The 25,425-nt window shown below is 52.7% G+C and carries 23 protein-coding genes and 1 pseudogene; 1 reads left to right on the plus strand and 23 read right to left on the minus strand.

Translation table 11 applies throughout. The annotated features are described in order from the left end of the window. Window positions 1–87: 87 nt before the first annotated feature. The 19 genes and pseudogenes from RB298_RS00990 to pth form a co-directional block, all read right to left on the minus strand. Window positions 88–972: pseudogene (locus RB298_RS00990) on the minus strand (ATP-dependent metallopeptidase FtsH/Yme1/Tma family protein); the annotation flags it as partial. Between the two features lie 99 nt (window positions 973–1,071). After that, window positions 1,072–1,611 carry a hypoxanthine phosphoribosyltransferase gene (gene hpt / locus RB298_RS00995; RefSeq protein ID WP_012818323.1) on the minus strand — a complete coding sequence of 180 codons (540 nt, stop codon included), beginning with the start codon at window positions 1,609–1,611 and terminating at the stop codon, window positions 1,072–1,074. A gap of 68 nt (window positions 1,612–1,679) precedes the next feature. Beyond that, window positions 1,680–3,110, minus strand: a complete 1,431-nt coding sequence (tilS, locus tag RB298_RS01000) for a tRNA lysidine(34) synthetase TilS (protein WP_486045338.1) — start codon at window positions 3,108–3,110, stop codon at window positions 1,680–1,682. 417 nt (window positions 3,111–3,527) lie between these two features. After that, window positions 3,528–4,448, minus strand: coding sequence for a serine/threonine protein kinase (locus tag RB298_RS01005; RefSeq protein WP_486045340.1), 921 nt, complete (start codon window positions 4,446–4,448; stop codon window positions 3,528–3,530). Beyond that, the gene (locus RB298_RS01010; protein ID WP_009591933.1) at window positions 4,432–5,172 is read right to left on the minus strand and encodes a vWA domain-containing protein; all 741 of its coding nucleotides are present in this window, start codon (window positions 5,170–5,172) and stop codon (window positions 4,432–4,434) included. Before RB298_RS01010 ends, RB298_RS01005 begins: the two co-directional genes overlap by 17 nt. Window positions 5,173–5,337: 165 nt before the next feature. After that, complete coding sequence (gene spoIIE / locus RB298_RS01015; RefSeq protein WP_486045343.1) at window positions 5,338–7,848, minus strand: stage II sporulation protein E; 2,511 nt, start codon at window positions 7,846–7,848, stop codon at window positions 5,338–5,340. A 345-nt stretch (window positions 7,849–8,193) separates the two neighbouring features. After that, window positions 8,194–8,682, minus strand: a complete 489-nt coding sequence (locus tag RB298_RS01020) for a S1 domain-containing RNA-binding protein (RefSeq protein ID WP_009591896.1) — start codon at window positions 8,680–8,682, stop codon at window positions 8,194–8,196. A gap of 114 nt (window positions 8,683–8,796) precedes the next feature. Further along, on the minus strand, window positions 8,797–9,147 hold the full coding sequence (locus RB298_RS01025) for an FtsB family cell division protein (protein WP_009591911.1): 351 nt from the start codon (window positions 9,145–9,147) through the stop codon (window positions 8,797–8,799). A gap of 11 nt (window positions 9,148–9,158) precedes the next feature. Further along, the gene (gene yabQ / locus RB298_RS01030; RefSeq protein ID WP_192570141.1) at window positions 9,159–9,728 is read right to left on the minus strand and encodes a spore cortex biosynthesis protein YabQ; all 570 of its coding nucleotides are present in this window, start codon (window positions 9,726–9,728) and stop codon (window positions 9,159–9,161) included. Then, on the minus strand, window positions 9,725–10,006 hold the full coding sequence (gene yabP / locus RB298_RS01035; RefSeq protein WP_009591926.1) for a sporulation protein YabP: 282 nt from the start codon (window positions 10,004–10,006) through the stop codon (window positions 9,725–9,727). The genes yabQ and yabP overlap by 4 nt, the downstream gene beginning before the upstream one ends. A 219-nt stretch (window positions 10,007–10,225) precedes the next feature. Then, a complete protein-coding gene (locus tag RB298_RS01040; RefSeq protein WP_009591909.1) occupies window positions 10,226–10,504 on the minus strand; it encodes an RNA-binding S4 domain-containing protein in 279 nt (92 codons plus the stop codon). Next, complete coding sequence (locus RB298_RS01045) at window positions 10,504–10,776, minus strand: HU family DNA-binding protein (RefSeq protein ID WP_009591918.1); 273 nt, start codon at window positions 10,774–10,776, stop codon at window positions 10,504–10,506. Before RB298_RS01045 ends, RB298_RS01040 begins: the two co-directional genes overlap by 1 nt. 166 nt (window positions 10,777–10,942) lie before the next feature. After that, window positions 10,943–12,460 carry a bifunctional methyltransferase/pyrophosphohydrolase YabN gene (gene yabN / locus RB298_RS01050; protein ID WP_486045347.1) on the minus strand — a complete coding sequence of 506 codons (1,518 nt, stop codon included), beginning with the start codon at window positions 12,458–12,460 and terminating at the stop codon, window positions 10,943–10,945. Window positions 12,461–12,554: 94 nt separating this feature from the next. After that, window positions 12,555–14,234, minus strand: a complete 1,680-nt coding sequence (locus RB298_RS01055) for a putative polysaccharide biosynthesis protein (protein WP_486045349.1) — start codon at window positions 14,232–14,234, stop codon at window positions 12,555–12,557. Window positions 14,235–14,432: 198 nt separating this feature from the next. Continuing rightward, window positions 14,433–14,975, minus strand: a complete 543-nt coding sequence (gene spoVT, locus RB298_RS01060; protein ID WP_009591908.1) for a stage V sporulation protein T — start codon at window positions 14,973–14,975, stop codon at window positions 14,433–14,435. 334 nt (window positions 14,976–15,309) lie between these two features. Further along, window positions 15,310–16,395: a peptidylprolyl isomerase gene (locus tag RB298_RS01065; protein ID WP_486045351.1), complete on the minus strand. Its 1,086-nt coding sequence runs from the start codon at window positions 16,393–16,395 to the stop codon at window positions 15,310–15,312. Then, entirely contained in the window at window positions 16,379–19,906 is a 3,528-nt protein-coding gene (gene mfd / locus RB298_RS01070; RefSeq protein ID WP_096777321.1) for a transcription-repair coupling factor, read from the minus strand. Before mfd ends, RB298_RS01065 begins: the two co-directional genes overlap by 17 nt. Window positions 19,907–20,091: 185 nt before the next feature. After that, on the minus strand, window positions 20,092–20,322 hold the full coding sequence (locus tag RB298_RS01075; RefSeq protein ID WP_009591947.1) for an anti-sigma-F factor Fin family protein: 231 nt from the start codon (window positions 20,320–20,322) through the stop codon (window positions 20,092–20,094). A 140-nt stretch (window positions 20,323–20,462) separates the two neighbouring features. After that, window positions 20,463–21,026 (minus strand): aminoacyl-tRNA hydrolase, encoded by a 564-nt coding sequence (gene pth, locus RB298_RS01080; RefSeq protein WP_012818314.1) that lies wholly within the window; start codon window positions 21,024–21,026, stop codon window positions 20,463–20,465. A gap of 107 nt (window positions 21,027–21,133) precedes the next feature. Between pth and RB298_RS01085 the strand changes: the two genes are divergently transcribed. Further along, window positions 21,134–21,334, plus strand: coding sequence for a hypothetical protein (locus RB298_RS01085; RefSeq protein ID WP_006207422.1), 201 nt, complete (start codon window positions 21,134–21,136; stop codon window positions 21,332–21,334). Window positions 21,335–21,494: 160 nt separating this feature from the next. On the opposite strand, the gene RB298_RS01090 is transcribed toward RB298_RS01085, so the two are convergent. The 4 genes from RB298_RS01090 to purR all read right to left on the minus strand — a co-directional run bounded on the left by RB298_RS01090 (window position 21,495) and on the right by purR (window position 25,332). Continuing rightward, window positions 21,495–22,448: a ribose-phosphate diphosphokinase gene (locus RB298_RS01090; RefSeq protein ID WP_006207421.1), complete on the minus strand. Its 954-nt coding sequence runs from the start codon at window positions 22,446–22,448 to the stop codon at window positions 21,495–21,497. Window positions 22,449–22,531: 83 nt separating this feature from the next. Continuing rightward, window positions 22,532–23,926: a bifunctional UDP-N-acetylglucosamine diphosphorylase/glucosamine-1-phosphate N-acetyltransferase GlmU gene (glmU, locus tag RB298_RS01095; protein ID WP_096777322.1), complete on the minus strand. Its 1,395-nt coding sequence runs from the start codon at window positions 23,924–23,926 to the stop codon at window positions 22,532–22,534. Window positions 23,927–24,036: 110 nt separating this feature from the next. Beyond that, the gene (spoVG, locus tag RB298_RS01100) at window positions 24,037–24,321 is read right to left on the minus strand and encodes a septation regulator SpoVG (protein WP_006207419.1); all 285 of its coding nucleotides are present in this window, start codon (window positions 24,319–24,321) and stop codon (window positions 24,037–24,039) included. A gap of 183 nt (window positions 24,322–24,504) precedes the next feature. Next, window positions 24,505–25,332 (minus strand): pur operon repressor, encoded by an 828-nt coding sequence (gene purR, locus RB298_RS01105; RefSeq protein ID WP_012818313.1) that lies wholly within the window; start codon window positions 25,330–25,332, stop codon window positions 24,505–24,507. Between the last annotated feature and the right edge of the window lie 93 nt (window positions 25,333–25,425).

Here is a 25,425-nt window from a genome sequence, read left to right on the forward strand (position 1 = left end):
GACAAGAAGCTCCGGGGCAATACACGCAGAGAGGATGGTATCATGTACGAGGATCATGTCGTCGTCCGTAACGAAACGGACAATCTACAAAAGGAATAGGGTGAGAGTCTGGACGAGCACGTCATGAACGTCGCCGAGACCGGAGCCGCGCTGTCGAACTACAGCAGCAATCTCAACAATGAAGATGATAAATGGTGCATTCTTCATCGAGTTTTCGAACAAGTCGCGTACGCGAGAAGCACCGACGCCGACAAACATCTCTACGAAGTCGGAACCGGAAATACTGAAGAACGGCACTCCCGCTTCGCCAGCAACGGCGCGTGCAAGGAGCGTCTTACCGGTTCCCGGAGGACCGACAAGCAGGACGCCCTTCGGAATGCGAGCGCCAACCGTGTTAAATTTGCGCGGATCCTTCAAGAAGTCAACAACCTCGACAAGCTCCTGCTTCTCTTCATCTGCTCCGGCTACATCTTCAAATGTAATCCGTTTCTTCTCTTCATTATATAAGCGGGCTTTGCTCTTACCAAAGTTCATCACTTTGCCGCCGCCGCCCTGAGCCTGATTGAACAGGAAGAAGAACAGAACAAACATAATGATGAGCGGAATAAAGGATGAAAGCAATGTCAGCCAAACGCTTTGGCCTTCCATTGGCACCACGGACAGTTTGACATTGTTGCTATCACTGGCTGCAGTCAGCTCTTGCATCGCTGCATCCGTGGCAGGAATATAGGTCGAGAAATTCTCCGATTTTTTCTCTTCGGATATCTCCCTATACTTACCGGTCACCAGATAAGCGTAACCGTCAAATTGTACCGTCATTTCCTCTATGTTGTTAGCTTTGACTTCCTGCCGCAGTTGATTATAACTAGGGGCATCGGCTTGCTCGCCGCCATTGGTGACGAATTGTACTATGCCCACCACGACTAAAAATAGAATCAAATAAAAACCAGAATTCCGGATGAACCGACTCATCCCCTACCTCCTCTCAAGACACATAAGATATTTTACCACAGCCTGTCTGGCCATCTCAACAAAGGCCCCCGATCTGTGGCAGCAGCCCATTGGCGCGGTTTAACTGCTGTAGATTTCCGGTTTCAGAATCCCGATGTAGGGGAGGTTCCGGTAATGTTCGGCGTAATCGAGCCCGTATCCGACAACAAAAGCATCCGGCAGCACGAATCCGGTATAATCAGCCTGCAAATCCACCGTACGGCGTGCCGGCTTGTCGAACAGGGTGACAACGCGCACCGAGTTTGCCTTGCGGCTCTTAAGAAGCTCAATCAAATGGCTGAGCGTAAGACCGCTGTCGATAATATCCTCCACAATCAGAACATCCCTTCCTTCAACGGAAGCGTCCAGATCTTTAATGATCTTGACCACGCCAGAGGATTTGGTTGATGCTCCATAGCTGGATACAGCCATGAAATCCAACTCTAGAGGTACTGATATGGATTTAACCAAGTCGGCCATAAAAATAAACGCACCTTTAAGAACGCAAATAACGAGCGGATTGCGTCCCTCATATTCGGCGCTGAGCTTGGAACCGAGTTCCTTAATTTTTGCGCGAATCTCTTCTTCACTGATGAGTATTTCCTGAATGTCATTCTGCAACTTAAGTGGACCTCCTACGTTTATACTATGAAAGCGTGAAACGGGCCATTCTTCGTTTTACACTTGCCTTAAACATCCGACAGCTCCATTCGGAGAACTCGTGATGTGTGCCGCCCGCAAGCGGCGTGAACGGAACGTCGTACACCTGGAATCCATACGATGCTGCCGGAACCGTCACAAAGAATAGGAATCCGGGCACGGACAGACGGCGGGATTTTCTCATCAATGAGAATATCTTTCACCTTTTTGCTTCCGTTTAATCCCATGATCTTCATCTTGTCTCCCGGCTGTCTGTTGCGCACGGTTAAAGGAAACCGCAGCTCATCCGCATCAAAATCCGCCACAAAGGCCGATGGTTTGGAGCCGCTCCGGCTTTCGCTTCCTGTCTTTAACGACAATGTCAGCATTTTTCCGATTTCCTTAACATAAAGCTCTGACGCATCAGGAGAATCAAGAATGTATATGTACTGTCCCTGTTCTTCCGGAGGTTTAGGCCAAAACTGGATCACTCCGTACTCACGAACACAGGTAATGCCGTCACCCAGATCCAGACGCCAGTTGCTTCGCTGATCGTTAAGAATGCCGTGGCGCACCGTTTCAATCTTGACAAAATCGGTGTTTTCCTGATCTGAGGGCAGGTAATTTAATATTAGTTTAATCAAACGCCGTTGTAAAGCGACATGTAAGCCCAAAAAGGAAGGCGCGTCGAAAGCGAGCCTCCCATCGTTCTCCTGTACCAAACTCCGAAATTGCTTCGCAGCTTCAAGCTCCACAAAATCATCCTCCTGCTGGACAATTTCGGCCAGCTGATTGAGTGAGGAGGAGAACTGCCCGTTGTATCGCTCCAAAAAAGGAAATACTTCCAGGCGAATCGCATTACGGCGGTACTTCGTCTGCAGATTGCTATGATCCACCGCATACTGGAATCCGCATACGCGGCACAGCTCCACGATATCCGCCTTGTACATACGAAGGAACGGGCGGATAAGTTCCACTTTTTTTTCCGTGCGCTTAAATTTGATGCCGCCCAGGCCCGACAAACCGCTTCCGCGCAGTAGCCTCATGAATACCGTCTCGGCTTGATCGTCGGCATGATGAGCCAGAGCCACGGAGCGCGCATTGTGTTTCCGGGCCGTTTGCAGCAGAAATTCGTAACGCTTCTCTCTTGCCGCCTCCTGTCCACCCTTGCCGCTCTCTTCCATATAAGCGGGAATATCGATGAACGCCGTTTCCAATGGAAGTCCGAGCGACTCCGCCAGCTCGCGCACCATCTCCGCCTCCTGATCCGACTCTTTTCGAAAACCATGATGCACATGAGCGCAGATCAATCGGAGCGGCGTACGGTGCTTTGAGATTTCATGCAGAACGTGAAGAAGCGCAACGGAATCCGGTCCGCCGGAAACGGCAACCACGATACCGTCGCCTTCCGACCACAAATCAAACTCTGCGGCGGTACGCTCGATATGTTGGACGAATGTTCGTAAATAATCCTGTTTCACTTCCAGATCCCCTTTAGAGGTTGTTCAAAAAGTCCGCTTTTGATAAGAAAACCCCTATCGAGGCCACTTCAAGGATGTGCGACCGCGATGCATAGGTAGGTTTTCTTGCGATATAGAATTTCACCAGTTCCACTGATAACTCTTAAATTCTATATCTAACACGAAGTGAATCCGGAAGCCACTCGGCATCGAATCTTGAATTCAGCCGGGCCTAAGCAGATGCTTTCGAAGTATGTTTCCTGCGGAAACATTTCAGGTGCTCACGTACCAAAGCGTACGCTCCATTCCTGACGTCCCTAGTTTCATTCAACTGAAGCGTTTTGAAAAAACGCACATCGGGAGCATAACCTTCTCGGTGCTGAAAACCGACCTTTTTGAACTCGCACCTTTATGAACTTCCAGTAACAAGGCAACTACTCATGAGCGGAAGAAGAAATAAACGGCGCAGGCCATAATGACCAAGGACAACCCAAACGCGTTCCTTAGCCAGCGCGGCGTACGTCCCGGAACGGGGCGCCCGCCTCGGCTCGAGCCTTCATATATCCGTTTTCTCCACTCGTTCAGCGCTTCCCGTGAATCCGCGAATTCTCCCGACAATGCCTTGTTCAGCCAGACGGCGTACGGCTTGAATACGGGGTTTCTTCGCAGCACCAGCTGCAGGTCGGCAACGCTCCGGGTTTGGGGAAGCTGACAAGACGCCTCCTTAAGCGACTTCTCATCCAGCAGGCCGATGCACATCACGGCAAACGAGAACAAATCATAGGATACGTCGCCGGTCCGGCTCCCGGCATTCCAGTATCCCCGGTCGTACCATTCCGTAAACTGCTTTACGCTGCGCCCGAAGGAGCTGACGCCGCCGTAATCGATCAGATCCACCCTTCCATAGGCCGAAACCATCACATTATTCGGCTTCAAATCACCGAACGCATAACCGGATGCATGCAGAACGGACAGCTTCTCAAGCAGCTTCAGCCCGATCAGGCCGACCCATTCGGTGCCGCGTTTGCGAATAAAATGATGCAGCGGGCTCCCCTCGATGTAACGCATGACATAGAAGGACACTTCGCCGCTGCCGTCATGATGATCGTCCGCCTCCACGAGGTAAGGGTCCGTCATTTGTTCTTTGAGCGCATTCAGCACATTAATTTCGGATTGTAGATCCAGAGCGTCATAGCCTACTTTTAAAGCATAACGCTCGCGCACTCCTGCCCGGTGGACCAGATACACCTTGCCGTTAGCCCCTTTACCGAGCATACGTTCCACGATGTACCGGCTGTTCCGCCATTTGCCCTTAATTACGGTTCCTGGCGGATAACCCGGGTTAGACAACGTAGTCACCGAGCATCCCTTCCTCTTGGCTGGAACGACCCTGCCATGATTGATTACCTTCTAGTGTACCATATCGGTAAAATTCAATCACCTTTAACAAGGCAGGTCCTGTCGGCGTCGCCCCCTTCATCTGCAGCCTGCTGAACATGCCGCGGGCACCGTCAAGATCCGAGGTCCAATCCACGTCCATGACGATATCCTCGCCGCTATGTTTTCCGGGAAAGTGGAATACCGACAATTCGCTTGAGCCTGCGCGCGCTTTCAAGCTCAGCATCAGGTCGCGTATCGCTTCCTCAACGGCTGCCAGCTTAGGCTTCATGCTTGCACTTGCATCGATTAACAGCGCAACCTGAAGGGATGACGTCTCGGCCAGCTCATCCACCACTTCGACGACTTGCGAACGCTTGTCCGGCGGAAGTTCCTCCAGGGTCCCGCCTCCCAAAATATGCTGTATCTCCTTATTTACCGCTTGTTGGATCGTCTGAACCACCGTTTTCCGAGTCATCATCTGCATCGTCTGTGCAAGCTGCGGCGTACCCACGATCCGGTGTATGCCTCCTCCCGCTTTGGCTATCTCCTGTATTTCCAATCCCCCAAGTTCACCGATCGTCCCGTAATCAAGGACCCCCACCACGTTGACGACAATACCATCCTGCAGCGCATGCGCCGCGGCCAGAACCGGACTGGCACCGACATTCGAACACCCGTCTGTAATCAGCAAGATTTGTTTCATAATCAAATTGCCTCCCGTCTGATCCATCCTATCGATTGGATTTCTATCTCTATCATTTCCACATTCAAGAGAGTTCAAACGACAATCAGGAAGAATAGACGGAAAAGAATTGATCGGCTCCGGGCCTCCATTTCCCGGGTAATCGCTTTGTTATATTGTAAATCCTCAGCTAACCGTTCGAGGCCGCTCCATGCGGGCGAATCCCGGAACATGCACATTCGACCATTCCGGATGGAAGTGATCCACGCGCCCGACCACCACCGTCATATCATCATGGATTTGATTCTGTTGATAGCGGATCACCTTCTCAAGCAGGCAATCGGCTATTTCCTGCGGGTCTTCACTGTTCACTTCCTGGATCATTCGTTTCATCCATAACTCCTTGTTCACCGCGTAACCCGGCGCATCATAAATGCCGTCCGTCATCATAATGAGAACATCGCCCGCCTGCAGCTGCAGGGATACCAAATCCACCTCGATATCCTGGATAATGCCGATGGGAAGATTGCTGGCCGAGACCGGTATGACATCATTGCCCCTTTTGATAAAGCTTGGCGTCGAACCGATCTTCATAAAAGTGGTCTGAGCCGTGTATTGATCGATGAGAGCCATATCGACGGTAGCATAGATTTCATCCGGCGAGCGCAGCATCAGGATCGAGTTGACCGATTTAATCGCCAGCTTCTCATCCATGCCGGATTGTAGCAGCTGCTCTAATATATTCAGGGCCGAGCTGCTCTCGAGCCTTGCCCTTTCCCCGTTCCCCATTCCATCGCTGAGCGCTACCGCAAACGTGCCGTTGCCCAGCTCAACCGTGCTGAAACTATCCCCTGATAAAATATCTCCTCCCTTGGCCGCTGCCGCTACGCCCGTCATAATTTCAAATGTTTTGGCCGAACCGAAACGCACCGTCGCCAATCCGTCCCTTGGATGGGTCAGGGTTTCTTCCATCACGGCGATATGCTCCCCGAGAATGTCGGACAGCAGCGGTCCGATAATCTTCCTGCATTCGTCATATCCGCGGGTATACGCATGGACGATCTCAATCTCGACCTGACCCGAATCCAGGCTAATAATATCGATGCCTTGAATCGATAACCCCAACTGCTGCAGCGCTTCCCTGATCTGCTCCTCCTGAATGTGCATCGTCTGGCTTTCCCGTTTAATCTCTCGAGCCAAATCCTCCATGACCTGCGACACGCCCGATAATTGTTCCGCTACCAGATGGCGGCTATCGTATATTTGGCGTTTCCACTGCATATCATGTTGGTAAAGATGATACTGCTGCTTCAGGATGCCGAGCACCTCCTCCTTCTTGGCGCAGATCCGGCTCCACTCCGGCGGCAGATCGTCTGCTTCCATCTCGGGATTCTCCTCGATCGAGGTCATAATATCGGTCATATATTTATAAGTCTGGTAGAATTTCATGTCCCAGCACTGATTCCGTTTATAGCAGGTGGCGCAGCTTCCCTCCGCCACGGCATTCATGAAATGATTCATCTCCTCCGCCTGTTTGCCTGGAGGCTGTATGACCCCTGACGTTTGTCCGAAACTTTGCGAGAGCTGGCGGAACACCTTGGAGAATTGGGTCACGCGATCGGCTGTGAGGTCCCGGACCCGCTTGGCATATTCATGCTGAGAACGGGTATGATCCTGCGTCCCCGGCACATATCTGCCGATGGCCTGCATCACGCTTTTCGGTGTAATGAGGAACAGCACGATGGCCGCGCAGGTTTCCCATGTGGAGATCATGACTTCTCCGGGATTGCTGAAATAGATGGAAAGAATGGTTGCCCCGAGCAGCATGCCCAGCGAAACGCCGCCCTTCTTCCCTTCCTTCAGCATACCGGCGAGCATCCCGGAAAAGGCGAGCAGGCTCATCTGCGAGAAGGCCGATATATTGGCCAAACTGAGGATCAGGCCCGTCACTACGCCAACCGAGGCGCCCAGCGGCGCACCCCCTACCAACGCAAACAGCAGAATCAGATACCGGGATAAGACATGCTCCACCGACAGGGATTGAACGGTCCAGCCGACGGCACCTGTCATGACCGACGCCAGCAGAATGATGATGCATAGAATTTCTTCATTACGAAGAACATGCGTTTTTTTACGAAGCGTCAGCACCGGAATCGCCTGGATAAAGACCAGCGTCAATACGAAACTGAGTACGGCATTCAAGGTGAGCATCATCATGGAGTACCAGGTAATGCTTGGTCCGATGAGGACGCTGAACAGGTTCACAAAGAAGGTGGAGACAAATACCATCAAAGGTGCATAAGACAATTCCGCCCGATCATACGTCTCCAATCCCCGCATCATAAAATAAAAGATCAAAATCTCTGCCGGCACCATCCATGCCACCGGAAAGGAAGCAAATAAACTTCCTGCAACGATCGCTGCGCCTACCGGCAGCAAAACATCGCGTCGCATAAAGGCGATGACTGCGAAATAGGCGACGGCAAATGGAGAAAGTTCCCCCAGAATCATAGCTCGTCCGAGCAGAAAACCCATGAAGGTTAGCAGGATCATCCACTTCTTTGCGGCCAGGAAGTGGATGGGACGCTGCAGGAAAGGCAGCTGCCCTAACCGTTCCGCCACGCGGGCACGAATGGAACCCGCTCCCCCTTTAACTGCCTCAGTACCCGGAAACATCACCAGATTTCTTTTATCCATTACGCTGGCACCCCATTCTTCACGAATTTGTTGGTCCCATTATAAAACCCCCATTTCGGAAAGTTTGTCAGAACACCGGACAAGCCCCAAAGAAATTTCCGACAAAATCAACGTGCCCTGCGAACGTTCGGGAAACGACCGCTCATCCCCCGCGCCCAGCCGGGTTTCCGCAGGTCTAGCCTGGGGCGTTCGGGCGGACCATTTCCCGAATTGAGGCGGCCACCCTGCGTTCATTCCGCAGATTGGCGCCGTAAAATGCGTAGGAACCTGTCGTACCCTTGGATGCAACGACAAAAAAACCGCAGAAGGCAATTTCCCTCTGCGGTCAGTTTATATTTTATCGAATTACATACGTTTGGCTCCGCGTCCGCCGCGTTTGCCTTCCGTATTCTTCTTGAGCGAAGAGATTCGTTCTTCACTGTCTTTCAGGAAGCGTGACATTTTATCCTCAAATGAAGGCTTGTTGGCCGCAGGCTTAAACGGGCGTCCACCGCGTTCGCGGTTGAATCCTCCTCCACCGCCACCTCCGAATCGTTCTCCGCCGCCTCCACTGCGTTCCGGTCTCGGTGCGCGGGGTGGACGACTTTCGGAAGCCGGCTTGTCGACAGCCTGCTTGATCGAAAGACCGATCTTGCCGTCCTTGTCGACATTAATCACCTTCACGGTAACGACATCGTTGATCTTCAAATGATCGTTGACATCCTTAACGTAGTTGTCGGCGATTTCCGAGATGTGAACGAGACCCGTGACACCTCCTGACAGATCCACAAATGCTCCAAAATGCGTTATGCCTGTCACCTTGCCCTCTAACTTGGTGCCCACTTCAATTGCCATAGAATAAAATGATCCTCCCTTAAAAATATACAGTCCGATTTAGAAATCGCGCTGCGGTGATTTGATTATACGATAATGACCTAAACAAGGTCAACAGACGTCTGTCATGCCTAATTACGGCGATTCGCCCGAATTTTGGGGCTGAATGATCGGCGTTTCATTCGGCAGATACAATCCGAACTTCTTGCGGGCAATCTGCCCGATATATTCTGGGTCCTTCAATCGCTCCACTTCGTGAGTAATCTGGATGAGCGACTGTTCAACGGACTTATAATCCTCTTGCTTCTGAGCTAGCGCTTCGTTCTGATTACGGATGCGGTCATTCTGGGACCAGAGCGTTGATCCTGCCCAGATCAAAAACAGCGCCATCATCGCCACAAACATTCTCTTACGCCGGCGGGCGCCTTTGTTCTTTGTCTTGGTTTGTTGGGGAGCCTGCTTCGATGGATCAGCAAATCTTCCCATGACCATACCTCCTAAAACCAGCGCTTCCACGCCTTGATAACCTTGTCCGCTAATTGCCTGCTCCATGCCGGCAGCCTGACCCTGGACGTGATCGGTCTCAGCGTCCATTTCAGGAGTCGCCAAAAAGGCATGAGGCATTTAAGGATTAAACGCAACAGCGACAGGAGAAACTTCCATAGAAACCTTAACAGCCCTAAGCCCAGCATCAGGATTCCTTTGATCGGATTCCATAATAGCATACGGAACAGCTTGTACAAAAAGGACAGCAAGCCTTTTGTCACTTGAATTAACATTACCACAAAACGCTGGGTTATGACACTCCATAATAAAAAATAGATCCAAACCCCTATAAATAGCCCTACAAACACATAAAAGCGTAGCTGCCCGTCATTGGTCATGTATAACATGCGAAAAATGAAGAAGGCTGCCGCAATCCAGTAAAGGAAGTCCAGGGCATGCTTGGACCATTGCGGGAAACGGAGCTGCCCTGCCAGCACCCGGTAGCTGTCGAAGGCGACTCCCATCGCTGCTCCGGAGAAGAGCATCCAGAGCAGCGTGATCCATTGTACGCTGGGATTCATTTAAACAGCTTGCCCAGCAGACTCTTGTTCTTGGTCTGCGAACCGGGATTCAAATATATCAGGGAGTGCACCTGACCTTCAATCGACAAAAGCCCCTCTTCCAGGCTGAGATTTTTAATATGTAAATTTTGCCCCCGAATGGTCAGATGCCCAAGCTCGGTCTGAAGCAGGAATTCTTCGCTGTCAAAGCTCTCCACGTTTTGGACACCCGTAATGTCCAGCAGCTTCCGGTTCTGCATCCGCAGATCATGAAACTTGCCCTTCCCTTGGTCGATCATGGCATGTACCCCTCCTTTTAACAATAGCTTATGGGGAGGTGCCTGTCTTTAGAACCGGAAGCGGCGCACACCTTCATGAAAGATCGGAAAGCAGCCGGGATGCTACATAAACGAACGGGAGCCCGGATCTCCCGTACATATATACACGCCAGGATGAAAACAGAAACGTCCCCCCCACCTTATGGTGAGAGGGACGTTTCATGGAACGGCTCGGGCTGTTTACCAGTCCAATCCGCGATCTTTAACGATCGGTTCTTCCTTGACCAAGGTATAGAGGCTGGTCGCCTCATCTTTACGGGTTGTCTCGGTAAGACGCTCGACCCGGACGGTCACCAGCTTCTGGCCAAACTGGACGGTGATCTCATCGCCCACTTTAACCGTGCTGCTCGGCTTGGCCTCGCGGCCGTTGATCAGCACCCGGCCTTGATCCGATACATCTTTCGCTACGGTACGCCGCTTGATTAACCTCGATACTTTCAGGAATTTATCGACGCGCATTATTTTACAGCTTCTTTAAGCTTGTTGCCTGCCTTGAACGCAGGAACGTTGGATTCTGGAATTTCGATCGTGTTTCCTGTTTGCGGGTTGCGGCCTGTGCGTCCAGCGCGCTTGCGAGTTTCGAATGTACCGAAGCCGATCAATTGAACTTTATCGCCATTAGCCAAAGCTTCCGTAATTTCGCCAAGGAAGCCGTTCAGGACGTTCTCTACGTCTTTTTTAGTCAATCCACTTTTACCGGAAATGTTGTTGATCAGATCTGTTTTGTTCATGAATTAAATCCTCCCAATTATCAGAAAAATATAAGATTTACGGTTATTCGGTTATACCGCCTTGCACTCTGCAAGATTTCACCATTAATGATTATTCTGGATGCCTTGCGGAATTCCTGCCGCATATCCCTATTTTTTTATTTTTTACGTGAAAAGATGCGTTTTTTCACTCTTCGATACCGCCGTGATGCGCCGATCCCGTTTTGGCGGACTGCCACAGGGCTTCCATCTCGTCCAAGGTGCTTTCCTGCAGGGCTTTGCCCTGGGCGGCAAGCTGCTCCTCTATGTAGCTGAAGCGACGGATAAACTTCCGGTTCGTTCTCGAAAGCGCCTCTTCCGGATCCGCGCCGATGAATCTTGCCGCATTGGAAACCGCGAACAACAGGTCACCGAGCTCGAGCGCCGTTTCCTCGTCGGATTGACCCTCCGTCACCGCTTGTCGCAGTTCACCGAGCTCTTCCTCAATCTTCTGGAATACGCCGTCGATGTTATCCCAATCGAAGCCCACCTTGGACGCCTTCTTCTGGAGCTTGTACGCCTTCATCAAGGCGGGAAGGTCCCGCGGGATGCCGTCCAGCGCCGAAGCCTTCTCCGGGGAGAGCCCCTTGCGCCGTTTCTCTTCCGCCTTCATCTGCTCCCAGTTCTGCAGGGCGGATTCCGCGTCTTTGGCGCTGCTCTCGCCAAAAACATGCGGGTGACGGAAGATCAGCTTGTCATTCAGGGCTTGAATGACGTCGTACACCGTGAAGGTGCCCAGCTCTTCTTCCATCTGGGAATGCAGCATAATCTGCAGGAGCAGGTCGCCGAGTTCCTCCTGCATATGCTCGGGATCATCCTCGTCAATCGTCTCCAATACCTCGTAGGTTTCTTCGATCAGATTTTTGCGGATGGATTCGTGGGTCTGCTCGCGGTCCCACGGACAGCCTTCGGGACTGCGGAGAATGCCAACGATCTCATGAAGCCTCGCAAACGTCCGCTGCCTCAGATTGCTGTCATCGCTTCGGGGTACATAGATCAGCGACAAATTGCCGTAGCCGTCGATGCGATCGAGCTCGAAAAGCGGCACTTGCTGGATCGCTTCCTCGCCCTCAACGCCCAGCGCATGGCCGACAATGACGGGATAATCGTCCGGATACAGCTCCATCAGCGCCAGTTTCACTTCCGAAGCCGTAAACATGTCATACACCTGGCCGATCAGGGTATGCAGCTGCGGCTGGATGACGCTTGCCCGAAGCTCAGCGGCATCGAGCAGTTGGAAGCCCTCAATGGGATCGAAACCAAGGCGGACGAAGGCCTCGTCCAGAAAGCTCTCGCCGCCGAGCACCGTAAGCGTCACATTCTCTCCGGGGCAGCGCTCGCGCAATAGCCGGACCGTTGCCTCCGCTACCATCGGATGCCCGGGTACCGCGTAGACGATCTCGCGCTCGTCGTCCTTCGCGGCTTTGGCCAAATTGATTAGAGCGGCCGCAATGGATTCGTACACCTCGGGAAAGGTGTCGTGCGCTTCATACACATGGTCAAACGATTCCGGCTGTACCTGGAACTCTTTCAACGCAGCCATGACGGGATGGGATAATGTGCGCACATACACCTTCGATGCCCGCTGCATGGTTTTGATGATGCCTATCGTCAATCGATCCGGATTGCCAGAACCCAAGCCGACCACCGTAATGGATGCACTCATAAGCTACTTCCTTTCGTCTTCGTCCGCCTTTGTCGACGTCGTTATCGTACACTACTATATCACAGAAGATCAAACATCTGCACGTCTGCCCGGTTCAGCGCAGCACGCGCAGGGCCCGCAAGAAGGCTGCCAGCGGTCTTCCGACCTTCGGCAGCATCCGAAGCTCCTCCTCGGTGAGGAGCTTTGTGAGCGCGGCGCCGATGAGGAAGGCGCCGCAGCCGGCCGCGACGCCGCTCAGGCTCGCGACCGCGTGGGTCAGGCGGCCCGGAGCTACGCCGGCCGCCCCCAGAAGGCCGCCGGACGCGGCACCTGCGCCCCAGGCGGCCAGCGCCACCGCAGCGAGGACCGGCAGCGTCCTCGCCAGCATCCCGCCGGCGTCAAGGCGGGCGCCGGCCCTTCGCGAGAGCAGCGCGAGGTTGAGCGCGGCGGCGGTCAGATGCGCTGCCACGCCGGCGATGGCCGCGCCGGTAATGCCGAACTGCGGCACCAGCAGCAGGTTGAGCAGCAGTTTCAGACCTGCCGCAGCCAGCAGGTGAATCGCCGGCCCCTTGACCATGCCGATGCCCTGGAGCAGCGCTGCCGTAATCGTGCTCAGGGTCCCCCCGGCCGCTGTAAAGGCAATCACCTGCATCGTGCCCGTACCTGCGGCATCTTCATACAGCATGATATTGATCGGCTCAGCGAGCACAGCCAGGCCTACGGAGGCCGTCATGCCGATCAGCCAGAACCAGCGAAGGGCCATGCGGCTTTGGCTTGCGACCCGGTCCGATTCTCCCTTGAACTTGGCTTCCGCCAACGCAGGGATGAACAGCACCGACAAGGAAGCGGCCAGCATCGTAACCAGCTGGACCAGCGGCAGGCCGCGGTTATAGACCCCAAACTCCGCCATGGCCAGCGATTCGCCAAGTCCGCCGGACGCCAATAGCCGGGGCACGGTGAAGGTGTCCACCAGTCCGATCAGCGGAACCGCCAGCAGACTGAGGCAGACCGGGATGCCATAAGCGAGCAGGCGGCCAAGCAGAACACCTGCTCCCTCTTTAGTTACATCGGCACGCATCTCCGTTTTGTTCATACCGGACTCTCCGAATTCGTGCCTTGCTGCTCCCCGCGAAGCGCTCCGAGATGCCCGGATATGCTTGCGCCAGTAGATCCCCATCACCAAAAGCCCGGAGGCACCGCCGGCAGCAGATCCAAGCAGCGCCCCCGCCGCAATCACGTCGGCATCGGCGCCGACACGGATCAGGTAGAGCAGCAGCACGATCATGACCCCGACGCGGACCATCTGCTCCGTAATCTGGGAGATGGCCGTCGGCACCATATTATGCAGCCCCTGAAAGTAACCGCGCAGTACCGACATCCAGGGCACGAAGGCAAGCGCCAAAGCTCCTGCGCGGAGAGCCGGTATTACCTGGCTGCTGCCGATCCACTTCCCGATCCACGGAGCGCAGGCGTACATCAGGAAACCGAGGATCAAACCGAACAGCACCAGCGCGGCGGAGGACAAGCGCAACAGCCGATGACCGTCCCGAGTGCGCCCTTCCGCCTCATACTCTGCCACATACTTGGATACGGCCGCGGGAAAGCCGATCGCCGCGATCGTAATGATCATCATATAGAACGGATAAACCGTGTTGTAGATGCCAAAGACGGCATCGCCGCCCATGTTTTGCAGCGGTATTTTTTGCAGCGTGCCAATCAGCTTGGACAGAATGGCGGCTGCGCTGAGGATAAACGCTCCCTGCAGCAGCCTTGCCCCGGTTTGATCTGGTTTCATATCCTCTTCCAATCCCCTAGTCTCTTCTTTCGCATCGCAAGCCGATCCTCATGCAGACGCTGCCATGCGTACCTCCATTATAACCAAGGGTGGGAGAGTGGCACAAAAATCGACCGGACAAACAAAAACTCCCGGCTGCCGATTGACCCTGTGATCAACGTTCAGCGGGAGTCTCCATCCAAGGAACGATGTCCTCGTCTACTGTTCCATTTGCTTGCCGAGGAAACCTGCGGCAGTTTCAGCCATTTTCACTTCCATCTCGCCCATGTTCACGGATTCGTCCTTGTTCAGCAGCACGACGCTGCCAATCGGGTCTCCTCCTGCAATGATAGGCGCGGCGACAAAAGCGGACAACGCTTCCGGATTGTCTTTGCTGATCTCATACGTACCGTTGTTGCTTTCCAGTACCGTCTTGCGATTTTCCATGCAGTTTTCCAGAAGGTTGCCGATCGGCTTGTCCAAATACTCCTTCTTGGAGCCGCCTGCAACGGCGATAAACGTATCACGGTCCGATATGATCGTGATGTGGCCTGTACTCTCATAAAGGGACTCTGCATATTCCTTCGCAAAATCGCCCAATTCACCGATCGGTGAATATTTCTTCAGAATGACTTCGCCATCCCGGTCCACGAAGATTTCGAGCGGGTCGCCTTCGCGAATCCGCAGTGTGCGTCTAATTTCTTTTGGAATGACCACGCGCCCGAGGTCATCAATACGGCGGACGATACCAGTAGCTTTCATGTCACTTGTTGCCCCACTTTCATAAGAAGATTTTTCAACTACTGTTCCATTCGGGAAGAGGATGTCCCCAGGTATATAAGAGTTAATGTCTGACCATAGTATTCATCCATTCCCAATTCCTTATACATCATCTACCCTCTGTTGGTTGCGAAATCCAAAAATAAATCTCGTCAGGAGCGACTTCACCGCCCGTTGGGGAGAAAAAATCCATAACGCGCGCATCGCACGTTATGGATTCACAGGATCACGCCATTTCATCATCACGCTGGCCGTCGATTTGGCATCACTCGCAGCACAATATCCTTGTGCCGATGCCGGTCCACGGGCCACGGGCTTATTTACCCGTATCTTCCTTGCCTGCATCCGGTGTTTGGTCGCCCTCTGCCGGTTTGTCGGTCGTGCCGTCCGTCTTCTGGTCGCCCGCGCCTTCGGCAGGCTTGTCCGCATTCTCGCTCTTCGGAAGATTCATGCTCTCAATCAGGCTGTTGAGTTCATTTTGCATAAAGTTGTCGATCTTCGCCGAAGCCAGTTCGCTCCGAATGCCTTCCTTCTGATCGGCTGGAAGCTTGTCATACGTCACTTCCTCGCGCTTCTCCACTTTCATGACATGGTAGCCGTAATCGGTTTCTACCGGATCGCTGATTTTGTTCAGTTCCAGCGTTAGGGCCTTTTCCTTAAATTGAGGCACCCAGCTGCCGGCCGGCTTGTTCTCATACAGGCCTCCGCTGTCCTTGGAGCCCGGGTCCTGGGAATATTCCTTCGCCAAAGCAGCAAACTCCTCCCCTTTATTCAGCTTGGACTGTACCTCCTTGGCAATTTTGAGCGCCTCGCCCTCCGGTCTCTCCTTGCCTTCGGCATCTTGAAAAGCAATCAGGACATGACGAACGCTAATGTTGGTATAGTCCTTCTTGTTCGCATCGAATTCCTTCTTGATATCCTCTTCGGTTACCTGATTCTTCTCATGCTCCATGACGGTCATGACGCGAAGCATATAATTCTTCAGGTCGTCCTCCGTCAATTTTTGAGATTCCAGGGCGGATTTAAACTGTTCCTCGCCCATTCCGGCTTTTTGCTGCTTTAACAAATCATCCGTTTGCTTCTCGGCAGCTTCCTTGGCTTTATCGTCAGCTTTGGCGTACAGGTACTCATACGCTACCCCCTGTTTCGCCAAATACTCCTTAAATTCATCCATTTGCAAAAATTGGGCATATTCCGGGGACATGAACTGAATCATGCGCTGTTCCAGGTCAAATTCCTTCTCGGTAATTTCTCCACCCTTATATTTGACAATGATTTTGCTGTTATCTTCTTCGGCACCTTTAGTCTTGTCGTTTCCGCACGCAGCGATCATCGACATGGATAGTACAGCTGTGATCGATACAATAAACGTCTTCCATGCCTTATTATTTCTTGACGGCATTTTGTAGTTCTCCCTTCAGGTTGAATGGCCCTTGTGCAGCCTCCAGGAATTGCTCAAGCAATTCTAACAGTTGTTGATCGGATAGTCCCTTGCCTTTGATTCGAATGGCCATCGCCGGCCCTTGTTCAAATTGTACACGTCTTTCGAACTGATTTCCAATTTGCGCAAGCCCTGCGGTGTCCACCGCTTTATCCTGCCCTTCATAAAACTGCAGCAGGACGTCGTCCCCGCGCTGGGTAATGGAATCGATCCCGTACGTACGCCCATATACCTTCAAGCGGGATACGGCAAGCAGGTTGCTTACCGCCAGCGGCAGCTCGCCAAAGCGGTCAAGCAGCTCGTCCTCAAGCTCAGCCGATTCGTCGATCGAGGAAACGACGGCCACTTTTTTATAAATTTCGATCTTCTGAATGCTGTCATAGATGTAATCGGACGGCAGGTAAGCGTCAATCCCCAAATCGATGGACGTGTTCCAGTCCTTCGACGGCAATGACGGCTCGCCCAGCATGCTGACTTTGCGTTTCTGAATCTCCTCCGCCAGCATCTGCGAATACAGGTCGAACCCGACCGAAGCGATGAAGCCATGCTGCTCCGCCCCGAGCAAGTTGCCCGCTCCGCGGATCGACAAGTCCCGCATCGCAATCTTGAATCCGGAGCCCAGCTCCGTAAACTCTTTAATCGACTGCAGCCGCTTCTCGGCTACTTCGGTCAGCACCTTATCCCGCTGGTACGTGAAATAGGCATACGCGATCCGGTTGGAACGTCCGACGCGCCCACGCAGCTGGTACAGCTGGGAGAGGCCCATTTTGTCGGCATCGTGCACGATAAGCGTGTTGACATTCGGAATGTCGACACCCGTCTCGATAATGCTTGTGCTCACCAATACGTCGTATTCGCCGTCCAGGAAATCGAGAATGGTCTTCTCCAGCTCCGTTTCCGACATTTGGCCATGCCCTACGCCTACGCGGGCCTCCGGCACCAGCATCGATATCTGGGCTGCCATCTCTTGGATCCCTTGAACCCGATTGTAGAGATAGTATACCTGGCCACCTCGGGCCAGCTCCCGTTCAATGGCTTCCCGCACCAAAGTCTGGCTATGCTCCACGACATACGTCTGCACCGGAAAACGGTTCTCCGGCGGCGTCTCGATCACGGACAAGTCCCGAACGCCGAGCATCGACATATGCAGCGTGCGCGGAATCGGCGTTGCCGTCAGCGTCAGCACGTCGACATTGGTCTTCAGCTTTTTCAATTTTTCCTTATGCGTAACGCCAAAGCGCTGCTCCTCATCCACGATCAGCAGCCCCAGGTCCTTGAACACAATATCCTGGGACAGGAGTCGGTGTGTGCCGATCAGAATATCGACCGAGCCCTGCTTCACTTTTTTGATCGTCTCATTCTGTTCCTTCCGGCTGCGGAAACGGCTCAACACCTGGATATTGATCGGGTAATTGGCGAAGCGCTCCCGGAACGTCTCGTAATGCTGCTGGGCCAGAATTGTGGTCGGTACCAGCACCGCAACCTGCTTGCCTTCGATCGCCGCCTTGAATGCAGCGCGAACCGCCACTTCCGTTTTCCCGTAACCGACGTCACCGCATAAGAGCCGGTCCATCGGCCGGTTCTGCTCCATGTCTTTTTTGATTTCGGTAATGGCCCGAAGCTGATCGGGGGTTTCATCATAAGGGAACATGTCCTCGAATTCCTGCTGTTCGGACGTATCCTTCTCAAATCCGTACCCCGGCGCAGACTGACGCTCGGCATACAGCTTGATCAGATCGTCGGCGATATCCTGAACGGAGGAACGAACCTTGTTCTTGACCCGCGTCCATTCATTTCCGCCCAGCTTGTAAACCTTCGGCTCCTTATCCTCGGAACCTACATATTTCTGGATGAGATCGATCTGTTCGATCGGAACGGACAGCTTATCGCCCCCAGCATAGAGAATATGCATGTAGTCCTTATGGATTCCGTTGATTTCGAGCGTCCCGATCCCCATATATTTCCCGATGCCGTGGTTTTGATGCACTACATAATCGCCGACCTTGAGCTCCGTATAACTCTTGATGCGCTCGGCGTTGTCCATATTCTTCGTGGTTTTGCGTGTTTTTCGCTGCTTTGAGGAGAACATCTCGCTCTCCGTAATAATGGCCGCGTGAACCGAGGGCATCTCGAAGCCGTTCTGGAGATGGCCTTCCAGCATAACCGGTTCTTCGATGCCGTAGTCCTGCAGAACCCGCCGCATCCGGTCCATCCGCTCCGCATCGCCGGCAAGCATCATGACCTGGACGCCTGACTTCTTCCAGCGTTCCATCTCGGCCTTGAGCACGTTCATCTGGCCATGGAAATCCTGCATGCCGCGCGTAATGACATTGACGATGTTCTGCGGCTGCATTCTCGGCACCTGGCGCAGGAAGATGGAGATCATCAGACTCTGGTAAGGATGCTGATAAATCAGCTCCTCCGTATCCAGGGACAACGGCAGATCCGGCAGCGATTTGCCGTTTTGCATCAGATGCAAATTCCATTCCGCTTCATCCCGCTCCAACTGCTTGGCTGTTTCCAGCAGACGGGCAGGCTCATCCATGATCAGAATCGTATCCTTCGGCATGTAATCGTACAAATTGGTCTTCTCCGGATACAACAAGGAGATATATTTATAGATTTCAGGGAAGTAGATCCGCTCGCGCAGCATTTCGACTTCCCGGTGTATTTCATCCCGCAGCCGGAGCTTGGCCTGACGGTCGCTCATGCGTTCAAGCTGCGCCTCCAGCAGGCGGACCACCGTATCCGCCGTGCGGCTGAGCCGTTCCGCATCCGCAATGATTTCCTTGCACGGTGTGATCATGACCTCCCGGACCTTGTCGATGGAGCGCTGATCCGTCGGATCAAAGGTTCGAATCGAGTCGATATCCTCATCAAACAGCTCGACGCGGTACGCCATGGCCGTTGTCATCGGGTAGAAGTCGATGATCCCCCCGCGGACGCTCATCTCGCCGCGGCGCTCTACCCGTTCCACGCGTTCGTACCCCATCTCGATCATCCGGTTGAGGAAGGCGTCCAACACGAGGGTCCCGCCGTCGTGAAGCACGATTCGGGCATCGGACATCACCTCGGGAGCGGGGAGAAGGCGGCGCACGCCGGAAAATGGCGCAACGACAATACCCCGGAATCCTCTTGCACAACGGACGAGCACATCGATCCGCTGCGCCAGAGTCTCGGGGCTTGAAACGGCCGACTCCGCCGCCACCAGTTCATTCGCAGGGTATAACAGCACTTGATCCGATGACAGCGCTTCCTGTAAATCATCTGCGATTTTCTGGGCTGAAAACATATTATGAGTGACCACGAGCAGCGGGCGCTGCTGGTCCTGGTGCAGGGCAGCCATTAAGATCTGCCTGGACGACCCGGAAAGACCGGAGATCAATTGCTCCCTCATGCCGGCATGAACGCCAGACGTTATGGATTTGAAGTCCGAATCCTTCGAAAATACATCAATAAGTGCTTGTAACAAAAGGGGCACCTCTCTTATGCAAAAGAAATGAATTTCCTAGACTCTATTTCTCATGGAATTTTAGACGATTGCCGAAAAATTATAACCGAAAAGAAGCCTTGAGCAAAACTGCCAAGGCTAAAGCAGCGGCAGGCTCTGCCGCTGTATGTCATCTACGAAAAAACGTCGTGTACCCCATTATACTCTCATTGCAGGGGGTTTGCCAAAAGGCTGAGTTCCGGATGGGCCTCGAGCGCTTCCCTGCAATGATCGCAGGTTACCCGAACCATCACTTCTCCGTTAAAATCATACGCTATTATATCCCTGCGTTCCTCAGGGGTCAAGGAATCAAATCCGAGACGGGCTTCGGATACATCATGGGAATCGATGCGGCCCTGGAACGCTCGACAATGTCTGCAAACATAGGTTATCGCCATCATATGCCTCCTGAAGGTCGTATATTACCTTCAGTATGTCCGGATTTCCCTTGTTTAAGACCCGGATGTCCCCATTATCGAATGCCTCGGAGTCATCTTACCGGGATACTTCATCTATGTTCCTCATCTATGTTGCTCTTCTACGACTTGTTAAACTTCGCCATAGTCTGCTCAAAGGTATGACCCAAACTGAATTCCAGTGCGTCACAGGTCTCTTCCACCATGTGCTGCAGCTGTTCGCGCTCCTTCTTCGGGAACGTCCCGAGCACGTAGTCGACAATCGCATAACCCGGCTCGGGTCTCGAAATGCCCATTCGAACCCGGTTGAAGCTCTGGGTCCCGGTATGCTGAATGATGGACTTGATGCCGTTATGTCCTCCGGCGCTGCCCTGATACCGCAGGCGGATTTTACCGACGACGGTATCCAAATCATCATAAACCACAATCATGTCTTCCAGGCTCACCTTATAATAATCCATATAAGCACGCACAGCCTCGCCCGAGAGATTCATGAACGTCATCGGTTTGATCAGGACGGTTTTGGTGCCGCCAATCATTCCTTCGGCGATGACCGATTTGCACTTATTCTGATTGAACTTCAGGCCATGGCGCTCTGCGAGGGCATCCAATGCCATGAATCCAACATTGTGGCGTGTCTTCTCATAATTGGGACCGGGGTTGCCCAGTCCGACAATCCATTTCATCACAGGTTGATTCCTTTCACGATTTATACTTTCTTCTTTGCGCATTTCTGAGTACAATATGAACAAAACCTATTGGCGTTATGCCCTCATAAGAAGGTGAATCGGCATTGAAAGCTTTCGAACAGAAATTAACGCATCACAGCCATTTTCAATACCATATGAAGCATGGCATCCCTGTTCAGGTCTATGAACTCGGTTGTCACATCGACGTGGGTCTGATCACTGCGGTCGACGCCTATTTTGTCGAGCTTGAGGGAACGCTGTACAACCGGAGTACGTTCACTTTCATCTCCAGGCCCGGATACTGACAGGGGATGGACGTCGCCCTGATATTGGCAGGTCATGATTTTGAAAACGTTTTCTTGATGGCTGTCCATCTGCATCTGACAAGGGCCGTAATGCCGTCATAGCCGACAAGGGCTACATTTCCCTCATGAGGAGATGTAACCCTGCCTTTTACACGGTTTATTATTCTATTTCAAACAACTTGCTGATCGACAATTCCTCGTGAACCCGGATGATGGCTTCACCCATCAACGGAGCAACCGACAGTACCGTCAGTTTGCTGCTAGGGTTCGGATTGGTGATCGGAATGGTATCCGTTACGACAACTTCCTTCAGCGGGGAGTTTTCCAGACGCTCATGGGCAGGGCCCGAGAGAACCGGATGCGTACAGCACGCATAGACTTCCTTCACGCCGCCTTCCATCAACGCATTGGCACCCAGCACAATCGTTCCGGCGGTATCGATAATGTCATCGATCAAAATGGCGGTCTTGCCTTCGATATTCCCGATAATGTTCATGACTTCACTGACATTCGGCTCCGGCCGGCGTTTATCGATAATCGCCAGCGGGGCATTCAGAAAATCAGCAAGCTTTCTCGCACGAACCACGCCGCCGTGATCCGGAGATACAACGACCGGGTTCTCGATCTGCTTCGAACGGAAATATTGGGCAAGGATCGGCACGCCAAGCAAATGATCCACCGGAATATCGAAAAATCCTTGAATCTGCATCGCATGCAGGTCCATCGTAATGACGCGATGAGCCCCTGCCTTTTCGATCAGGTTGGCAACCAGCTTAGCGGTGATCGGATCCCGCGAACGCGCTTTACGGTCTTGACGGGCATATCCGTAATACGGAATAACCACGTTGATGCTCTTCGCGGATGCCCGCTTGAGCGCATCCACCATAACCAGCAGCTCCATCAGGTTATCATTCACCGGCAAGCAAGTGGACTGCACAATATAGACATGACAACCCCGTACGCTCTCGGAGAGCTTAACTTGAATCTCGCCGTCACTGAAGCTGGTTGTATGCGACTCTCCCATCGGAATGCCGATGTAATCAGCGATTTGATGGGCAAGTTTAGGATTGGAATTACACGTGAATATTTTTAATTTAGAATCAAGATAAGTCATAGAATAAAAACCCTCCGTGCTGGTTCGTTGAATTAGGCTATCCGATCACCGCTTCTTATCTTGGAAAAGAGAAGCAGGGATAATTACGATTTCTTGTTCTTCTTGGCGATGGCGCGTGCCCGGATCTTCTCTGCGTACCCTGGCTTGTTCTCCTGACGCTGTCTGGCGATGGCCAGATCATTGTCCGAGACGGAATGCGTAATGGTCGAGCCTGCAACAACGAATGCGCCCTTGCCCACCTTCACCGGTGCAATCAAATTCACGTTGCTGCCGATAAATGCATCATCTTCAATCTCGGTAATGGACTTATTATAACCATCATAGTTGACTGTAATCGCACCGCAGCCGATATTGACGTTTTTGCCGACTTTGGCATCGCCAACATAACTGAGATGGGATACCTTAGAGCCGTCGTCAATCGTCGCGTTCTTCACTTCGACGAAGTCGCCCACCTTCACGTCAGCTCCGAGTTTTGCCCCCGGACGGAGATAAGCATAAGGCCCTACCGAGGTTCGGGAGCCGACTTCAGCGCTGCTGAGCACCGAATGTTTGACGCTGGCACCATCCGCGATAACGGAGTCCTCGATGTCGGTGTCCGGCCCGATGACGCAGTCTTCGCCGATTACCGTGTTCCCTTTCAGAACGGTACCGGGATAAAGCACGGTATCCGAACCAATCTGAACGTCGGCTCCGATATACGTAGAAGTCGGGTCAATGATGGTAACACCGTTCAACATGTGCGAGCGGTTGATGCGCTCTCTCATGAAGCCTTCGGCTTCCGACAATGCCAGACGGTCGTTGACGCCAATCGATTCGGCGTAGTCATCCGTCTGATAAGCAAGCACGGTCTCGCCGGCTTGTTTCAGGATGCCGATGCAATCGGTCAAGTAATATTCCTGCTGCGCATTCTGGTTGGTTACGTTATCCAGTGCAGCAAATAGCTTTTTATTGTCAAAGCAATAGGTACCGGTATTAATTTCAGTGACGGCGTCCTCTTCCGGACTGCAATCTTTCTGTTCGACGATCCGAAGCGCGCTTCCATCCTCGCCTCGAATGACCCGGCCGTAGCCTTTCGGGTTATCCATATGCGCGGTGAGCACCGTGGCGGCCGCGTTGCTGCTTTCATGAAGCTTCAGAAGATTCTCCAGCGTCTCAGACGTCACCAGCGGAGTGTCCCCGCAAATGACGATCGTGGATCCCTCTTCACCGCCAAGCAGTTCCTTGGCTTGCTTCACGGCGTGACCCGTTCCGAGCTGCTGCTCCTGCAGAACATACTCGGCTGCGTCTTGCAGATAGGTGCGAACCGCTTCCGCGCCGTGGCCAACGACCACAACACTGCGTTCGCAGTTCACCTGCTGTACCGTTTGGACCACATGTCCGACCATCGGCTTGCCACAAACAGGATGCAGCACTTTATATAGTTTGGATTTCATACGTTTGCCCTGCCCAGCGGCGAGCACAATAGCAAATCTTTTCAAGGGCCATGCCTCCTCCTCTTGAACTCACTACTGAATATATATCATTCTACAAAAAAAGAAAAGAGAGCCATAGGTATGGCTCTCTTTTCCTTGAACCCCAATTATAAAACTTAAGCGCCTTCTTCAATCACTTCTTCTTCAGTAGCCGCTCGCTCATACTCGGCCAATACAGCCGATTGAATCTTCTCGCGGGTACCGGAAGAAATGGGATGGGCAATGTCGCGGAACTCTCCGTCAGGAGTGCGTTTGCTCGGCATTGCAACAAACATTCCATTGTTTCCGTCGATGACGCGAATGTCGTGAACGACAAATTCATTATCGATGGTAATGGATGCGATTGCCTTCATTCTCCCCTCAGAGTTAACACGGCGGAGTCTGACATCCGTAATTTGCATATGTGTTCACCACCTTTTTCCATCAGAGACTTGGTGTATAATTCCACACAGCAAACCCGAAATCCTTCTTTTTTCTACTACAAAATGTCCTAAAAACAGGAATTTTTTTTAGAATGTGATATTTTCGACAGACTTCGTGCCGATTCGAATGAAAACGCTATTATATCGACAAAAACCGCGTGCCTAGTTTTCGAAATAATTACCAGGTTTGACGGTAATTCTCTTGGTTTTGGAGTCTACGTCGCTCAAAACCGCGAGTGAAATATAGTCCTCCAGGAGTCTTTCCTCGGTTTCTACCGATCCCGATTCCACGAGGACCCCGACGCCTGCGACTTCGGCATTAAATTCACCCAGCAGATCGACCATCCCCTGAATGGTGCCTCCTGCCTTCATGAAATCGTCCACGATCAGCACCCGGGAGCGTTCCTTGAGCGCCCGGCGGGATAAAGACATCGTATGGATGCTCTTGTGCGAGCCCGACACATAATTGATGCTTACGGCCGACCCCTCCGTCACTTGATGGTCCCGGCGAACTAGTACGACCGGCAGGTTCAATTGCGCCGCCGTCGCATAGGCCAACGGAATTCCTTTGGTCTCCACGGTCATGACCACATCGATCTCCCGGTCGGAGAATGCCGTCGCAATGATCTTGCCCGCTTCGTTCATGAGCGTAGGTTGTCCGAGCAGATCGGACATGTACAGGTAGCCGCCCGGCAGAATCCGATCCGATTGCTGAAGCTGCTGGCACAGCTCCTCCGCAAAGCGCAGGGCATGGTCTCTGCGCAGCTTCGGAATGTACCTTACCCCTCCGGCCGCGCCGGCCAGCGTCTGAAGCTCTCCGAGCCCCTCGCTCTCAAATACGTCCTTAATGATCGCCAAATCCTCGCTAATGGACGACTTGGCTGCTCCATATCGCTCGGCGAACGTTGTCAGCGGAATCAGCGTATGCGGTTTGGATAGTAAATATTGGGTCATATCGACCAATCGTTCGCTTCGTTTTAATTTTTTCACCTAGGGTTCCTCGCTAAATCCGAATATTATATGTTAAATATAACACTTTTGTACGTATTTATACAACTTTGATTGCAATTCGCCCCCGAATTG

Origin of the sequence: Priestia sp. BR_2 (genome assembly GCF_041954005.1) — a bacterium.
GTDB classification, from domain to species: domain Bacteria; phylum Bacillota; class Bacilli; order Paenibacillales; family Paenibacillaceae; genus Paenibacillus_AQ; species Paenibacillus_AQ lautus_A.

Bases quoted from the DNA above. Each gene is read 5' to 3' on its own strand.
- RB298_RS01010 (WP_009591933.1), bottom strand. From the start codon at position 5,172: ATGAAACAAATCTTGCTGATTACAGACGGGTGTTCGAATGTCGGTGCC.
- spoIIE (WP_486045343.1), bottom strand. From the start codon at position 7,848: ATGGATAAAAGAAATCTGGTGATGTTTCCGGGTACTGAGGCAGTTAAA.
- RB298_RS01020 (WP_009591896.1), bottom strand. From the start codon at position 8,682: ATGGCAATTGAAGTGGGCACCAAGTTAGAGGGCAAGGTGACAGGCATA.
- RB298_RS01025 (WP_009591911.1), bottom strand. From the start codon at position 9,147: ATGGGAAGATTTGCTGATCCATCGAAGCAGGCTCCCCAACAAACCAAG.
- yabQ (WP_192570141.1), bottom strand. From the start codon at position 9,728: ATGAATCCCAGCGTACAATGGATCACGCTGCTCTGGATGCTCTTCTCC.
- yabP (WP_009591926.1), bottom strand. From the start codon at position 10,006: ATGATCGACCAAGGGAAGGGCAAGTTTCATGATCTGCGGATGCAGAAC.
- RB298_RS01040 (WP_009591909.1), bottom strand. From the start codon at position 10,504: ATGCGCGTCGATAAATTCCTGAAAGTATCGAGGTTAATCAAGCGGCGT.
- RB298_RS01045 (WP_009591918.1), bottom strand. From the start codon at position 10,776: ATGAACAAAACAGATCTGATCAACAACATTTCCGGTAAAAGTGGATTG.
- yabN (WP_486045347.1), bottom strand. From the start codon at position 12,460: ATGAGTGCATCCATTACGGTGGTCGGCTTGGGTTCTGGCAATCCGGAT.
- RB298_RS01055 (WP_486045349.1), bottom strand. From the start codon at position 14,234: ATGAAACCAGATCAAACCGGGGCAAGGCTGCTGCAGGGAGCGTTTATC.
- spoVT (WP_009591908.1), bottom strand. From the start codon at position 14,975: ATGAAAGCTACTGGTATCGTCCGCCGTATTGATGACCTCGGGCGCGTG.
- RB298_RS01065 (WP_486045351.1), bottom strand. From the start codon at position 16,395: ATGCCGTCAAGAAATAATAAGGCATGGAAGACGTTTATTGTATCGATC.
- RB298_RS01075 (WP_009591947.1), bottom strand. From the start codon at position 20,322: ATGGCGATAACCTATGTTTGCAGACATTGTCGAGCGTTCCAGGGCCGC.
- pth (WP_012818314.1), bottom strand. From the start codon at position 21,026: ATGAAATGGATTGTCGGACTGGGCAACCCCGGTCCCAATTATGAGAAG.
- RB298_RS01090 (WP_006207421.1), bottom strand. From the start codon at position 22,448: ATGACTTATCTTGATTCTAAATTAAAAATATTCACGTGTAATTCCAAT.
- spoVG (WP_006207419.1), bottom strand. From the start codon at position 24,321: ATGCAAATTACGGATGTCAGACTCCGCCGTGTTAACTCTGAGGGGAGA.